This is a genomic window from Lactococcus lactis, assembly GCF_029023865.1.
Taxonomy (GTDB): Bacteria; Bacillota; Bacilli; order Lactobacillales; family Streptococcaceae; genus Lactococcus; species Lactococcus lactis.
In genome coordinates this window covers 1,797,686-1,813,146 of sequence record NZ_CP118969.1, presented here as the reverse complement: position 1 = coordinate 1,813,146, position 15,461 = coordinate 1,797,686, and the positions used below count along the sequence as shown (strand labels likewise).

The 15,461-nt window shown below is 36.2% G+C and carries 14 protein-coding genes; all 14 read left to right on the top strand.

Annotated elements, in window-relative coordinates; translation table 11 throughout:
- The first annotated feature begins 89 nt into the window (after window positions 1–89).
- The 14 genes from trmB (at window position 90) to PYW37_RS08920 (ending at window position 15,428) form a co-directional block, all read left to right on the top strand.
- A complete protein-coding gene (trmB, locus tag PYW37_RS08985) occupies window positions 90–743 on the top strand; it encodes a tRNA (guanosine(46)-N7)-methyltransferase TrmB (protein WP_025016741.1) in 654 nt (217 codons plus the stop codon).
- 118 nt (window positions 744–861) lie between these two features.
- Window positions 862–1,308, top strand: coding sequence for a transcriptional regulator NrdR (gene nrdR / locus PYW37_RS08980; RefSeq protein WP_003132469.1), 447 nt, complete (start codon window positions 862–864; stop codon window positions 1,306–1,308).
- A gap of 315 nt (window positions 1,309–1,623) precedes the next feature.
- Window positions 1,624–2,799, top strand: a complete 1,176-nt coding sequence (locus PYW37_RS08975) for a DnaD domain protein (protein ID WP_025016739.1) — start codon at window positions 1,624–1,626, stop codon at window positions 2,797–2,799.
- A complete protein-coding gene (gene dnaI, locus PYW37_RS08970; protein ID WP_015426075.1) occupies window positions 2,799–3,680 on the top strand; it encodes a primosomal protein DnaI in 882 nt (293 codons plus the stop codon). The genes PYW37_RS08975 and dnaI overlap by 1 nt, the downstream gene beginning before the upstream one ends.
- Complete coding sequence (locus PYW37_RS08965) at window positions 3,673–4,395, top strand: NADPH-dependent oxidoreductase (protein ID WP_023188875.1); 723 nt, start codon at window positions 3,673–3,675, stop codon at window positions 4,393–4,395. Before dnaI ends, PYW37_RS08965 begins: the two co-directional genes overlap by 8 nt.
- On the top strand, window positions 4,392–5,018 hold the full coding sequence (locus tag PYW37_RS08960; protein WP_025016738.1) for a pentapeptide repeat-containing protein: 627 nt from the start codon (window positions 4,392–4,394) through the stop codon (window positions 5,016–5,018). The genes PYW37_RS08965 and PYW37_RS08960 overlap by 4 nt, the downstream gene beginning before the upstream one ends.
- Window positions 5,019–5,124: 106 nt before the next feature.
- Window positions 5,125–6,435, top strand: a complete 1,311-nt coding sequence (gene der, locus PYW37_RS08955) for a ribosome biogenesis GTPase Der (RefSeq protein WP_025016737.1) — start codon at window positions 5,125–5,127, stop codon at window positions 6,433–6,435.
- Window positions 6,436–6,541: 106 nt separating this feature from the next.
- Window positions 6,542–6,766: a helix-turn-helix domain-containing protein gene (locus PYW37_RS08950; RefSeq protein ID WP_232238881.1), complete on the top strand. Its 225-nt coding sequence runs from the start codon at window positions 6,542–6,544 to the stop codon at window positions 6,764–6,766.
- The gene (locus tag PYW37_RS08945) at window positions 6,767–7,165 is read left to right on the top strand and encodes an Rgg family transcriptional regulator (RefSeq protein ID WP_311317949.1); all 399 of its coding nucleotides are present in this window, start codon (window positions 6,767–6,769) and stop codon (window positions 7,163–7,165) included.
- Window positions 7,165–7,389 carry a hypothetical protein gene (locus PYW37_RS08940; protein WP_023188872.1) on the top strand — a complete coding sequence of 75 codons (225 nt, stop codon included), beginning with the start codon at window positions 7,165–7,167 and terminating at the stop codon, window positions 7,387–7,389. Before PYW37_RS08945 ends, PYW37_RS08940 begins: the two co-directional genes overlap by 1 nt.
- Before the next feature lie 446 nt (window positions 7,390–7,835).
- Window positions 7,836–11,378, top strand: a complete 3,543-nt coding sequence (locus PYW37_RS08935) for a KxYKxGKxW signal peptide domain-containing protein (RefSeq protein WP_025016736.1) — start codon at window positions 7,836–7,838, stop codon at window positions 11,376–11,378.
- A 130-nt stretch (window positions 11,379–11,508) separates the two neighbouring features.
- Complete coding sequence (locus tag PYW37_RS08930) at window positions 11,509–13,353, top strand: SpaH/EbpB family LPXTG-anchored major pilin (protein ID WP_025016735.1); 1,845 nt, start codon at window positions 11,509–11,511, stop codon at window positions 13,351–13,353.
- A gap of 64 nt (window positions 13,354–13,417) precedes the next feature.
- Window positions 13,418–14,716, top strand: a complete 1,299-nt coding sequence (locus tag PYW37_RS08925; RefSeq protein WP_023188869.1) for a class C sortase — start codon at window positions 13,418–13,420, stop codon at window positions 14,714–14,716.
- Window positions 14,703–15,428, top strand: coding sequence for a pilin N-terminal domain-containing protein (locus PYW37_RS08920; RefSeq protein WP_012897448.1), 726 nt, complete (start codon window positions 14,703–14,705; stop codon window positions 15,426–15,428). Before PYW37_RS08925 ends, PYW37_RS08920 begins: the two co-directional genes overlap by 14 nt.
- Window positions 15,429–15,461: the final 33 nt, after the last annotated feature.

Below are 15,461 nucleotides of genomic sequence, written 5' to 3'. Positions count from 1 at the left end.
TTTTGGCTTATAATTGAATAATAAAAATAAAGAAATAGAAGATCACTTTTGCTGATTTTCTATCAAAAATTAAAAAATTGAGGTAAAAATTGCGCGTCAGAAATCGTAAAGGGGCAGGCGAAATGCTTGCTGAAAACGCACATATCGTAGTTGAAAATCCAGCGGACTTTAAAGGACGTTGGTCAGAACGTTTTGGAAATGATCATCCGATTCATATTGAAGTGGGTTGTGGAAAAGGAGCTTTCATCACAGGAATGGCAGCTCTTCATCCAGAAATAAATTACATTGCAATTGATATGCAATTATCAGTTTTATCTTATGCTTTAGATAAAGTAATTGAAGCAGATTTGCCAAACGTACAAATGATGCTTGTTGATGGAGCTGCTTTGAGTGAATATTTTGCTGATGGTGAAATTGACCAAGTCTATTTGAACTTTTCTGACCCTTGGCCAAAAGGACGTCATGAAAAACGTCGTTTGACTTATAAATCTTTTCTTGCAACTTATGAAAAGATTTTACGTCCTGAAGGTGAAATTCATTTCAAAACTGATAATCGTGGATTGTTTGAATATTCTTTAGTTTCTTTAGCTAACTATGGCATGGAACTTAAAAAAGTTTGGTTAGATTTACACCAAGACGAAGAATTTGCACCTCAAAATGTAATGACCGAGTATGAGCAAAAATTCTCACAAAAAGGTCAAGTAATTTATAGATTAGAAGCAAAATTTTTGCCTAAGAAGTAAATAAGTTGCTTTCTGTCATTAAAACTAATGAAAAAAATTACTGACAGAATAAGAAAGTCTAAACCAATTTTCTGTCAGTAAAATTAATAAGAATTTATTATCTATTAAGGAGAATAAAATGAGATGTCCAAAGTGTTCTTCTGAAGAATCAAAAGTTGTTGATTCAAGACAAGCCGAAGATGCTATTCGCCGTCGTCGTGTTTGTGAATCATGTGGTTTTCGCTTCACAACCTTTGAACGTATCGAAGAAATGCCCCTTTTAGTCATCAAAAAAGATGACAAACGTGAACCCTTTAATCGTGAAAAAATTGTTCGTGGTTTAGTTCGTTCAGCATACAAACGCCCAGTATCAAGTGAAGATATTGAAACAACAGTTGCAAATGTTGAAAGAAAAATCCGTCAACTAGACAGTAATGAAGTTGAATCAGATGTCATTGGTGAATTTGTGATGCAAGAATTAGCTGAATTGGATGATATCACCTATATCAGATTTGCCAGCGTCTATCGTTCATTCAAAGATGTCAGTGAATTAGAAGAGCTCCTTAAAAATATTACCAAAAAATAAATCCGTCAGTAAAAAGCGACTGAATAGGGAGCATTTTATCGGCAGATAAAAGAAAGATCAGCTCGCTGAACTTTCTGTCAGTAAAAAGCGACTGAATAGGGAGCATTTTATCGGCAAATAAAAGAAAGATCAGCTCGCTGAACTTTCTGTCAGTAAAAAGTGACTGAATAAGGAACATTTTATCGGCAGATAAAAGAAAGATCAGCTTGCTGAACTTTCTGTCAGTAAAAAGTGACTGAATAAGGAGCATTTTATCGGCAAATAAAAGAAAGATCAGCTTGCTGAACTTTCTGTCAGTAAAAAGTGAGGAAAAAAATGAGAGCGGGAGATTCATTTACAATGCTTAATCGAGGAAAGACCAGCTTTGACGCTGAGGCTTTTCGTCTGCTCTATTTACCAATCATTGGCACGGATGCCTTTGCGCTTTATCAGTTAATGCTAAGCTTCTCTACTGGAAGAATTTCTCACTTTTTGGAATATCTAAATCTCGGCCTCAATCCTTTTATTGAAGCATTAGATAAATTATCTGGCTTATCATTAGTTCGTGTTTATGATGATCATACCAGTCTTTATTTTGAAGTAAAAAGTCCGCTAAATTTTGAAAATTTCCTTGCAGATGATTTTTATAGACAACTTTTGATTTCAAGAATTGGTGAAAATCGAGTAGCTGCTTTAGCTAAAAGAATGGAACCAAAAGGAAAAGAAATTTCCAAGAAATTTCATGAAGTTTATAAAGTTAGTTTTGACTCACAAGCTCAACAAAACCCTTCAAATACAAATGAACGTTTTGAAATGGGGGCCTTTAAAAGTATTATGGAACGTCAAGGCTATCATTTAAACAATGAAAATCAAGACTCCTTAACGCTCTATTCACTAGCAGAAAAATTTGAACTCAATTGGTACGAATTATTCAAGCAAGCAGAAAAAACAGCCAATGCTGATAAAACTTTGAACATGAATAATTTGATGAGAAGTCTTTCAGGAGCTAGCCAACCGCAACCAGCACTTTCAGCTTTTCCTAAAGCATTTGCCGATTTGATTGTCATCAGTAAATCTCATGAACCAGATGATTTCATCCGACAGATAAAAGCGCAAGCTGGAGGATTTGTCAGTTCGGAAGAACATAAGCTTTTAACTAATTTAAGTCGCCAAAATTTGCCAGCAGAAGTCCAAAATATTTTGATTCACTATGTTTTAGTACAGCAAAAAAATGCGTCGTTAAATCCAAATTTTGTAAATGCATTAGCCAACGACTGGATGAGAAATGAAGTATTTACAGCTGAAACAGCGGTAAAACGAATTTTGGAACGAGAAGAATTAGCTGCTGCTAAAGCAAAAACTGGAGCAGAAAAACGACCAATGAAAATCAAAAAAGAAGCACCAAAATGGTCAAATCCAGATTATGAAAATAAGACAAGCCAAGAAGAACTTGCAAAACTTGAGAAAATAAGGCTTGACTCTCTCAAAAAACTGAAAGGAGAGCAAAATTAATGGAATCTATCGGAGACATCTTAGGGAAACGTCAAGACATCCGTGAAAATTTTGAAAAATTAGTCGCAGAAGTATTAAAAAATGCTGATGTGCAAGCTTTTATTGCCCAACATCAAATGACTTCTGACGAAATTCAACGCTCTTACTCCAAGTTTTATGAATACGTTCGTGAGCATGAAAAATTTGAAAAAGGTGAAAAACGGGCAGCTGATGGTTATGAACCTGTTTTAATCATGAATCACGGCTATGCTGATGTTTCATATCAAACGACAAATGAATTGGCGCAGCAACAAGCAGCTCAAAACCTTTTGCGACGTGTGAATATTATTGGACTTCCAAAAGATTTAAAACAAGTCACTTTGGCAGATATTGCCCTTGATGATGTTCAAAGAATCAAACCATACCAAGCCCTAGTTGATTTTATTACTAATTTTCCCAAGAAAAAAGGACTTTATCTTTATGGAGATTTTGGTGTTGGGAAATCTTTCATGCTTGCGGCAATGGCAAACGAATTAGCCAAAAAAGGAATTTCAACAACTTTACTTCATTATCCCACTTTCATTTCTGATTTAGATTTTGACAATGCCAAAGTCTGGGTCAATGAAATAAAAGCCAGCCAAGTTTTAGTTTTGGATGATATTGGGGCAGAGCAAAACAACGCTTGGGTTCGTGACAGTATTTTACAAGTCATTTTACAACATCGCATGCAAGAAAATCTCCCGACTTTCTTCACTTCAAATTTAAGAATGGAAGAATTAGAACAGCATTTAGCCGAAACCAAGCGAGCTGATGAAATTTGGCCAGCAAAACGTGTTATGGAACGCGTGAAATATTTGGCAGAAGAAATGCGATTAGAGGGGACGAATAGACGTCATGACTGAAACAAATGAAACGATTGATTTAATGATGAATCACACTTCGGTCAGAAATTTTACAGAAGAAGCAATTGAGCCTAAAGATTTGGAAAAAATCTTAAAAGCTGCTCAAATGGCATCAACATGGAAAAATTTCCAATCATATTCTGTGATTGTTGTAGAATCACAAGCTCAAAAAGATGCGATTTATGAATTTCAACCACAAAAATCAATCAAAAATTGTGCAGCATATTTAGTTTTTGTTGGCGATTTAAATCGTGCTCAAAAGGCAGTCGAATTGCATCAAGGTAATTTCCAACCGCAAGGAATTGAAAGCTTATTGATTACATCAGTTGATGCCGCAACAGCTGGACAAAATGCGCTTCTTGCAGCGGAATCTTTAGGCTACAACGGGGTGATGGTTGGCTTAATTCGAGACCAATCCTCAGAAATTTCTAAAGTCTTGAACTTGCCAGATTATACTTATCCTATTTTTGGCATTGCACTCGGTAAAGCCGCACGTTTGAACAAAGTAAAACCACGTCTTCCTTTGGAAGCAACAGCTTTTAAAGAAAAATATGTTAAGCAAACGTCTGAAACCATTGAAAAATATGACCAAGTTCAAGAAGAATATGCTGGAAATAGACGCTTAAACAAATGGTCTGAACGGATTGTTGACCAGTGGGGCCAACCAGAAATTTCAGCTTCAACAGAAAATTTAAAGGCGAAAAAATTACTGTGAAATTAAAGAAAATCTTAGAACCAAAACTTCCAGCCACCTATCAAGTAGCCACAAGTCAAGATTTTATTGATGGAGAAATTTATCAAGCAGAATTTATAGATAAAACTTTGACAATCAATCAAAGAACTATTTTTTCAGGTTGTTCTTTCAAAAACACAACCTTTGAATTTACTGACAATACGATCAGTGAATTTACAGATTGCCTTTTTGAAAAATGTGATTTTTCCAATTTAAACTTCAATAAAATTGGCATTTATCGCTCAATCTTTAAATCCTGCAAATTGCTAGGAACTGATTTTACTGAAAGTCACTTACAAGACCTTCAGTTTACAGAAAATCTAATGACTTATGCAAATTTTTCAGGTTCTACCTTAAAGTCAGTCCGCTTTTTAGAAAATGAAGCTAAAGAAACCTTCTTTACTGCCTGTAATTTTAAGAATGTGGAGCTTTTAAAAAATCAATTAGAAGCAGCAAATTTTTGGGAAACAGCACTTGCAGGAATTGATTTTTCTACGAATCAATTTGAACACATGGAAGTTACACCTCAACTCGCTAAAAATATGAAGATAAGTCTTAGTCAAGCCCCATTTTTTACTAGCCTGTTTGGCATTGAAATTATCTAAAATGAACCTCGAAACCCAAATCTAAAATTATATAGTCTATGGATTACAACCTCCTTCACTATTATAATTTTTTATCCAATAAGTAAACAAAGAAAGAAATAAAAATATGAGCTTACCTACAGTAGCCATCGTTGGCCGTCCAAATGTCGGAAAATCAACGATATTCAACCGTATTGCAGGAGAACGCATCTCAATTGTCGAAGACATTCCAGGTGTAACTCGTGACCGTATCTATGCCACAGGAGAATGGTTAACCCGTAAATTCAATATCATCGATACAGGTGGGATTGAACTTTCAGACGAACCTTTCATGACTGAAATTCGTGCGCAAGCTGAAATTGCCATGACCGAAGCAGATGTTATCATCGCTGTTGTTGACGGAGAAACAGGTATTACAGATGCCGATGAAGCCGTTGCTAATATTCTTTATCGTACAGACAAACCAGTTATTCTTGTTGTCAATAAAGTCGATAACCCAGAACGTCGAATGGAAATCTTTGATTTCTACTCACTTGGACTTGGCGATCCTTATCCTGTTTCAGCCGTTCACGGGATTGGGACAGGGGATGTCCTTGATGCAATCGTTCAAAATCTTCCTAATGAAATTGAAGAAGAAAATGAGAATGTCATCAAGTTCAGCTTGATTGGCCGCCCAAACGTTGGGAAATCATCTCTTATTAATGCTATTCTTGGCGAAGACCGCGTAATTGCAAGTCCAATTGCAGGAACAACTCGTGATGCGATTGACACACACTTTGTCGATTCTGAAGACCAAGAATTTGTCATGATTGATACCGCCGGAATGCGTAAATCAGGAAAAATTTACGAAAATACTGAAAAATACTCAGTCATGCGTGCCATGCGTGCCATTGACCGTTCAGATATCGTTTTGATGGTGATTAACGCTGAGGAAGGAATTCGCGAATATGATATGCGTATCGCTGGATTTGCTCACGAAGCTGGTAAAGGAATTTTGATTGTTGTCAATAAATGGGATACTCTTGAGAAAGATAACGATACAATGAAAAACTTTGAATTAGAAATTCGGACAAAGTTCAAATTCCTTGATTATGCACCAATCGTTTATGTATCTGCTAAGACAGGACAACGTCTGAATAAACTCCCAGATATGATTAAAGAAATTCATCATGCACAAAACTTACGTATTTCAAGTTCTGTTTTGAATGATGTCGTTATGGATGCTGTAGCGATTAATCCAACTCCGACGGACAAAGGAAAACGTTTGAAGATTTTCTATGCAACACAAGTAGCGATTAAACCACCAACTTTTGTTGTTTTTGTCAATGAAGAAGAACTCATGCACTTCTCATATCTTCGTTTCCTTGAAAATCAAATCCGTAAAGCCTTTGTTTTTGAAGGAACACCAGTTCATTTGATTGCACGTAAACGTAAATAAAAAAAATTCACTGATTTTATCAGTGTTTTTTTATGCAAAATAATTGAAAAAATATTAAATTTGAAATATACTATTAAAAAAATTAATTTAATTGAAATAAGATTAAATGGTATATTTTAAATACGGGAAAGCCTTCCATGACCTTAGAATTCAACATGGGTTTTCGCTTTCAGCCTTTGAAGAACTGGGGATTGCAAAGTCAACCCTCTCAAATTTTGAAAATGGTAAAAGCATGCTCTCTTTTGACCGACTTGATTTTGCACTTCAAAAAATGAATGTTTCTCCATTAGACTATAGTTTAATGATTAATAATGGCGAGCAGGATAATTAGATTTCGATTTTTGATGAAATTGAGCATGCTTATTATCAAAGAAATATTAAACAACTTCAATATATATACGAAATCAATAAAGAGGGCTCAAACGAGCAAAAGTTAATCGCATTTTCTGCAAGAGGACTATACCGACGGTTGACTATTGAGGAGCTTAACGAAATAGAATTTTATCTAAAAGGAGTTCAATTTTGGGGATTTTTCGAGCTTTCTATTCTGGCAAATATAGGAGATAAGCTCGACAATTCCATAATTGATAATATCATAGAGGACCTCCGCTATGATAAAGCCTACTATGAAAATAATCTCTATTATCGTGTACTGATCTATCGTTTTTTTTATAAAATAATTTTTAAATTTATTGATAGCGAAAAAAGGAAAAGGCTCAAGAAATTCTGATGATTTCCAAACAATTTTTTATGCCTGGTGATGTGATGAGTCATGTCATTATAAATTTTGCTGAATCTTTTTATTGTTATTATTATACGGATAAAAAACAGGGGAAAATGCAGCTTCAGGAAACACTAAAGTTTCTAAAAAAAATAGGAGCAGAAGATTTTCGAAAAACCTTAAAGCTACAGTATGATAAAAGAATACTAAGAGAAAATCGTTCTGAAAAATGAACTTTTTATTTAAATATTTATTAAAGCAAAAATTTAATACAAATAATGATAGCACTAAAATCATAATGTACTTATAAAAAATAATTATCTAAAAAAATATAGCTAAAGTAATATTACGAAAAGATTACTTGCAAAAAAAGACATATAAAAACCGTTCTTTTAAATGAACGGTTTTTATTTTATTTTTAAAGTCTATGGAATACGTGATTTACAAGCTATTGATTTACAAAGAGTCAGAGGATAATTTAAATTTAGTTCTAAAAAAAACAATATTACATTGCAAGAAAGTTTTTAATTACATTAAAAAGCTTGCTTCTGTTTTACTTGATGAAATAAAAGTGCAATGTTAAAATGAGGTCAAGACAAAAAGAAATGAGATGTTTTCTCAGTAAAAAAAGAAATTCTACTCAGTAAGAGATGAATAACTAGAAAGTGAGGTATAAAGCATGTATCGTTCTAAGCATCAAAAAGGTTATACAACCAGTCATGAAGTAAAAACAACTCGCTTTCGTACTTGGAAATCAGGGAAAAAATGGCTATATGGTGCCACCGTTTTGACTCTCACAGCTTCAACTCTACTTCCTATTGGAAACCTAGCTTTCCAACCTAAAACAGAGAAAGCGCAAGCAGCATCTGTTTCATCCGGAACACTTGTTCCAGGAAATACAAGTTATGACACAGGAGGACATACCTACTCTGGAACTGAATTTGCTAATTCTTCAAACTATGCTTTATATGGTAAAGCAGTTGTAGCAAGTAATTGGATTAATCTTGTTTCATCAACAGCTAATAGTGTTGGTTTAGGAATATTTAATGGATCAGTTTCAGCTATTTCAGCAACAACAGGTTTTACCTTGAAGTCAACAATTAAAGTTGATTCAGGAAGTTCTCTGACTGATTTCACAAAATCAGGAGATGCCATCGGGGTTATTTTAACAGGGGCATCAAAGGCACAGTTAGCAGCAAATGCTCAATCTTCTCAGGCGACAAATGATGGGCTTGGAATTAGAGGTCTGCCTAACACAGTTTTCCTCGGCCGCGATCTTTATTCTAACTTATCCAACGTCTCAACCGGTTCGTTGACAGGAATTGACGGATCTGCAACTGTAAATGGTTGGACAGATGGTCCAGGAGTTGTAATGGCAATTCGCAATACGGATAGTAGTGGAACTTTACAAGCTGCTAATTATCCTTCATTAGGTAGTGCTGCTCCCTATAGTCCCGTGACCAACACTCAAAATGGGACAGCCTACACCTTTGCAACCGACACAAGCTATGCATTAGGTGTCGCCTCTCCTATTACATCGTCCGTACAAGAACCTATTACAGTCACTTGGACTCCTGATGCAACAAATACTGCAAGCACAGGCTATACTTCAGGGACTTTAACATTTAATTTGATTGCTCAAACAACAAGTAATGGAGCATTAATTGGAGCAAGTGCTGTCAATGGAGGAACGGGTGGTTATACCTTAACAACTCATACTAATCTACAAAATTCATTAACAGTTGGTTTTGTTGGCGGGACAGGGGGGAATTATGGTAATCTTTCTGTTTCTTTAAATGGAGCAACGATTACTGGCTCAAAAGGAACAGAACCTGTGCCTATAAACTATCTCAATAAAGTTACAGGGAAGCCGATTCCATCTATGGCACAAAGTTCAATTACGGCAAATGTCAATGATACGATTGGTGCGGCTTTAACTGCTCCAAGTTCAACAAGCCCAGATAATAATACTTATACCTACGTTGTTCCAGCAGCTCCAACAGGTTATCAAGCTAATTCTGCAACAACAACGACAGTTCTTGCAGCAAACCCAGCATCCACAACGAATACTTCAGCCACAACTGTTTCTAACTTTATTGTAGGAACAACCAACCCCAATGCCTTAAATGTAAGCTATACACCAAGTCAGCAAACTGTTTTATTCAACTGGGCGAAGGCAAGTGGAACAACCCTTGCAAATCTCCCAAATCAGATTGCTTACGGAGCAACTGGTATAACAGACGCATCAGTTGTAACCGACAATCCTTTTTCAAACACCACTTTGTTATCTAGCTATGCAACAGCTCTTTCAAATGCTGTTCCTACAGGCTACAACATTACGCAAATATCAAATGGGACAACAACAGTTTCCGGTGCTACAACGGCAGCGACCCTAGCTGCTTTTACAAGCCAAAATCCGACTGTTGGTGCTACAAGTACCCTGAATACTTATACAGTTACTTTGACTGCAGTATCACAAACCGCAACTTACACCTATGGATACACTAGTACAGCATTAAATACTCCGGCAATTCCCGCAATTTTAACTTCAACTGGAACAACAGGAGGAAGTGTTACTACACCGACAGGATATAATACTAGCCCACAAATTCCTTCAGGTTATTACATCTCAGCTATTTATGCCGGAACATCTGCATCAGGTATATTAATTAGTAGCTCAACAACTAATGGAACAAATGCCGCTTGGCCAAGTGGACAAGTCTATGCACCTACTGGTAACCAGTATTATATTCAATTGGCACCTAACACTGTAAATGTAACTTGGTTTATTTCGATTGACCCTAATCCTGATAATGATCCTCTAAATGTTGCACAAGGAGGTTTTACTCCAACTGTAGGTTCAATTTTGGGAGGTTCGACAACAACTAATTATCAGAGTCAAGTCATTGATAATATGAATTCTCTTACTGGTAATACTTTAAGTACAACAGATAATGTCACATATACTGATGGTGCAACAGGTATTAAATATATCGTTACCGGCTATCAGTATCAAGAGGGGACAACAACTACAGCCACAAATTCAGCTCCAACAACAACTTATAAAACCTTTTCTGATTTATTAGCTGCTCATCCTTATGTTTTAGCTGGGACAAAGAGTAATAGAACACAATTGGTTCATTTGTTGATGACAGTTGACCAGACTACAATTACAAGCAATTCCACTTCAGGTCAGCATGTTAATCCTGCAACAAATTATATTCCAAGTAGTGAAATTACATCAAGTACCGATATAGATGGTGCGGACGATGATGGCTTAAGTTATGCAATCAATGGCTATAACGCGATTGTAAATATCACTGGAGGACAAACAGACTATTGGGGTGATGCAACAAATTCACTGCAACTTTCAATTGGAACTTATACCGAGAATTACTATGCTCTCAATTACCTTGGTGTTCAAGCCTATACTAACTGGCTTCCTAGTCATTCTGGTGGGACAGTATCACAGTTTTTGCAAACATTAGATGCGACAAGTTTGGCAAATGATACAGTAACAAGTCAGACTACTCTAGAAGTGCAAGATGCAACAGCAATTACAACAAATAATCATCATATCATTCCACGCGCCGCTTCTTACAATCCATCTTCTGATCTAGTAGGGGCCAGTAATGCTGATGGAAGCTCAGTAGAAAATATTGGAACAAATCCAATAGTTAACGGAGATGCAATCGGTGTTCTTATCACTGATAGCTCGGGGAACATACTTTGGGTAAATAATTCTGATATCACCCTACCGACAAATAAACTTCAAGAAGGAGCCTATATAGAAAATTATTATGCTTTAACTGCCCAAGGTTTAGTTGATTATACAAATTGGCAAACAACTACAGCTTCAGGTGGACATACAGTTGGCGATTTTATAAATTCTGGCCAAGCGACCACAAGCGACTATGTTAAATCAACAACAGAGTTGACAGTTACTAATTTTGTACTTCCTTTTGCAGGTGGAGCTGGTAATCAATTCCTATATTTGATGATAGGATTGGCGGCCTTTGGGGCACTTGGATTCTACTTTAGTCAACGACGTAAAGCAGAAATGGATCTTGAAGTTATTAACAAGGAGATTTTAGGAAAAAATGATAATAAACGATCAAATATTTACCTAACTTCTCGACACACTCGTCCTTACGCAAAAATATTCCATACAAAAAATCGGACTCATTTAGCACAAGCACAGCGAAAGGGGACAAACGAATGATAAAAAAATAAGAGGAAATTCTAGTTAAGAAATCCCTATTTCACATAAAATAAAAGACCGTTCCAAAAGCTTGAGTATATTTTTAACTTAATTACTCACAACTCAATCAAATAAAAATGGAGATAAACAAATGAAACTTAACTCACTTAATAAAAACTTTGCTTTGGCAAGCGTTAGCTTACTTGCTTTGAGTACTCTTGCAGGATTTAGTGGACTTGCAACTGTCAATGCGAAAACAACTAATGTAGCGGACCAAGTCTCAAATGGCGAAGTGGCTATCTATGCTCAATCAGCAGCTGGGAATCAAAATCCTACGCAAAATAACGGACTTGTAGATTCCGATGGCAATCCTGTTAATGATAGTGGGATTGCTAATAATCAAACAGGAGGACAAGCAGGAAATACTGGAAGCACCAAAAACGACGGTAGCCAACAAACAACTCTTGAAGGTTCAACTCCAAGCACAATGGCAAATGTGACTTTTTCAGCAACAAAATATGTAGGGACGGGTGTTCCGACTGGTGTGACTGATCCTTCATTTACAGATACAACTTCTGTAGCTCCAGTCACTACAGATGCATCTGGTCTTGCTGATTTCACTGGCTTGACCGATGGTTATTATCTGTTTCATCAAGTGACAACAGTCAACGGGATTACAACTGTTGGAGATTTTATCGTCCAAGTCAGCCACGAAGACAGCCAAGCGGGTATTGTTAACGTTTATCCAAAACTAGATATGTCAAGTTCAGCAGGTTTAGGAACGAGTGCGACAACAAATGCGGATGATAATTTCAATGGTCAAACACCAAATCAAATTGCTAATCCAAATGCGACGGGAAATTCTGACCAAACGCTCACAAATACGGACAACAATGCCGGAAATGAAAATCTGGCTAATGGAACATGGACAAATGGGTCTGATAATCAAAATACGACAACTGCGGCAGCTGGAAATACTGTGAATTGGAATGTGAATACAGTTTTTGATTCTTCACAAACAAACAACGGAAACGGGACTACAGGGGGCACAGGTACATATATTGTTACCGATCAATTGCCTAATAATCTGGTCAACAGCTCAACAGTAACAGTAAGTACGGTAATTGTAAATGTTACAAATGGAAGTGGAACAAAAGTGGGTACTTTGACTCCGACAACTGACTATACAATCACAAACGATGGCAATGGAAAAATCGTGGTTACTTTGACAATGGCTGGTCAACAACACGCAGCAAGCTTGCTTGGTAACGCAGATGGTGCTTTGAATATTATCATTCCATCAACGGTTAAAAGCGCCATTGGTAGTGCGACAGATTCAGCTACCACGACAATCACTAACGCTTATGGAGCAGATCTTTCAACGACGGCAGCAGTTAAATCAACACTTAACGTGGGTGGCCTTGAAATGACTAAAACAGATGCTTCAACTAAAGCAGTTTTGGCAGGAGCAACTTTTACTGTTGTACGTGCTGATAATAAAGAGGATGCCCAAGATTTTGTTGAAGCGAATGCAGCTTATTTTAATAACTCAGCCTCAGGTGGAACAGTAACAAATCTAACTTCAAGTAAAGCGGCTTTTGTCACTGGGGATACTTCAGGAAATGCAAATACAAGTGCAACTGCACCAGTAACATTCACTACGGGTAAAGATGGGATTGCAACCTTTAACGGCTTGAACTTGGTTGATAATAACACAGATGGCAGTAACACAACGAATTACTATCTTGTCGAAGTTGCCGCTCCAACAGGTTATCAACTTCCTAGTGTTACCACAGCAGCTAACCTGACTGGTGCCGTCACCGCAAGCACAGCACCAGCTGCTACTGATACTACAATTACCAATAATAAACCATTTGCATTACCATTTACAGGTGGACAAGGTTTAGCGGGAATCATTGCTATTGCAACTGTTTCAGGGGTGATTGCTTTTGCTATTAAACGTCGTAAAGATAACGAAGAAGAAGTTGTGAAATAAAAAACTTTATCTTTAATGGAAGTGGTAAACTAGCCAAATTGATATTGTAGATTAGGAGGGGATGATGGCAAAGAAAAAACCAAAAACCTCCCGTAAAAAGGGCTTCAGTTTCCGAAATTTACTGAGTATTATTCTTGGGATAATTGCTATTGGATTGTTGTTCTACCCGATTGTTGTTAACTATTTGGCAGGACAGCAAAATATCAAATCTGTTCAGAAATACGATGAAAAAAATCTTTCAAATATAGGAAGTGCTAAAGTAAAGGAATTGCTTAGTCAAGCACAGCTTTATAACGCGCAACTTTACAATGAATATATCTATGATGCAAGTCAGCATATTGCTTGGAATAAGCCAATTCCTAACTATAACAATGTCTTAAAAATTGATACTACGGGAATGATGGATTTCATCACGATTCCTCAGATTAAAGTCAATGATATTCCAATCTATCCTGGAGATTCTGAAAAAATTTTGGGACTAGGGGTTGGACATGTGCCTCAATCCTCTTTGCCAATTGGAGGAATCAATAGTCATGCTGTCTTACCTGCTCATTCTGGGCGAGTGAATGATACTTTATTTACTAATCTAGATAAACTCAAAAATGGTGATATCTTTTATCTTCATGTTTTGAATCTCACTCTAAAATACAAGATTAATGATATTCGCATCGTTGCTCCCAATCAAGTTTCATCTTTGAGTATTGAAAAAGGACGAGATTTGGTGACTTTAGTCACTTGTTATCCAACAGGTATTAATAACAAAAGATTACTAGTTACTGGTGAAAGAACAGCATTATCAAAGGTTACGCCACAAGAAGATATTCAACGCAATCAGTTTGGTTATAATTTTTGGGTGATGTTTGGGTCTGCTTTCTTAATGTTTCTTGGATTAGTCTATCTTTTATGGTTACTCTTTGGGAGAAAGCGGAACTTATACCATGTTGCTGCTAGAAAAATTGAAAAACCTGTTCTTTCTGATGGACAATTGGTAGGAGATTTTGGTGAAGGTTTTTATTTAACTGATTCTAAGAAACTAGCGTTTCAGTGGTTAGATGAATTTGCTCAAAAAGAAAAGCTGAACTCAGAAGAGCTTTTCTTAAATGTTTATCGATTAAAAAGAATTAAAAAGTTGTCCCGCTGGATATTTAAAGATAAAACGGAAAACTGGCAAAATTATATTAATGAGAAACAAGGTTATGGGGATGAAAAACATGCGCTTGTCGTAGGCCCTGCTTTTACTAGTGATAAGAAAATAATGCAGTATGTTTTGAAAACAGAAGAAGCATTGGGATATATAAAGTATATTAAATGCTTGAATATTAATAAATTAAAGAAAGGGGGAGGGATAATTGACAAAAAGTAGCAAGTTAATGGGGTTCTTAATAGTCACTTTGCTTTTGTTTTTGGGACTTGTCAGTCAAAAAGCTTTTGCTGATAGTCGCTTAATTATTGTAAAATATGGCCTAAGCCCTGGAGCGACAGGTTTTAGCGAGAATCAGACGACAAATGATGGACTACAGATTAATAACCTCCCCTTGGATAATTTAGGAAACGAACTGTCAGTTCTTTCTGGAATTCATTATTTAGTTTATGAAATTTCACCTACTGGGGATGGTTCAGAACTTAAGGCAACAAATCCACCGCCATCAAGTTATACAGTTTTAAAAGAGGTTGCTGATTTGGCGACTGACTCTAATGGAGTAGCTAGTTTATCTGTGTCTGATGGTTATTATTTGATTGAAGAACAAACTAACCCTCAGAAAGGTTTGCTGAAAGCAGCTTTACCCTTGGTAATCAAGGCTCCAGTTTCAGGATTAAATGAAGTTTATATTTATCCTAAATCTAGTGTTGATAAGGAAAAAACCGGACCTCCAAACAAACCTAAGCCTGCTCCTAAACCAATTGAAGTTCCTAAAGCTCCTAAAAGTAAGGATGATTCATCAAAAAAAGTTTTTGGATTATTACCAAAAACTGGTGTAGCTAGTTCTCTTTTATTAACTTCTTATGGTTTTGTCTTATTTCTGATTATTATCTGCTTAAAAAAACGCAGAAAAAAAGAAGAAGAAGTTAAATAAAATGATTAAATTTAGCTAAATAAATAAGGTTGG

Excerpts from the sequence above, each read along its gene's own strand:
- nrdR (WP_003132469.1), top strand. The coding sequence starts at position 862 with ATGAGATGTCCAAAGTGTTCTTCTGAAGAATCAAAAGTTGTTGATTCA.
- PYW37_RS08975 (WP_025016739.1), top strand. The coding sequence starts at position 1,624 with ATGAGAGCGGGAGATTCATTTACAATGCTTAATCGAGGAAAGACCAGC.
- dnaI (WP_015426075.1), top strand. The coding sequence starts at position 2,799 with ATGGAATCTATCGGAGACATCTTAGGGAAACGTCAAGACATCCGTGAA.
- PYW37_RS08965 (WP_023188875.1), top strand. The coding sequence starts at position 3,673 with ATGACTGAAACAAATGAAACGATTGATTTAATGATGAATCACACTTCG.
- der (WP_025016737.1), top strand. The coding sequence starts at position 5,125 with ATGAGCTTACCTACAGTAGCCATCGTTGGCCGTCCAAATGTCGGAAAA.
- PYW37_RS08950 (WP_232238881.1), top strand. The coding sequence starts at position 6,542 with ATGGTATATTTTAAATACGGGAAAGCCTTCCATGACCTTAGAATTCAA.
- PYW37_RS08940 (WP_023188872.1), top strand. The coding sequence starts at position 7,165 with ATGATTTCCAAACAATTTTTTATGCCTGGTGATGTGATGAGTCATGTC.
- PYW37_RS08935 (WP_025016736.1), top strand. The coding sequence starts at position 7,836 with ATGTATCGTTCTAAGCATCAAAAAGGTTATACAACCAGTCATGAAGTA.
- PYW37_RS08930 (WP_025016735.1), top strand. The coding sequence starts at position 11,509 with ATGAAACTTAACTCACTTAATAAAAACTTTGCTTTGGCAAGCGTTAGC.
- PYW37_RS08925 (WP_023188869.1), top strand. The coding sequence starts at position 13,418 with ATGGCAAAGAAAAAACCAAAAACCTCCCGTAAAAAGGGCTTCAGTTTC.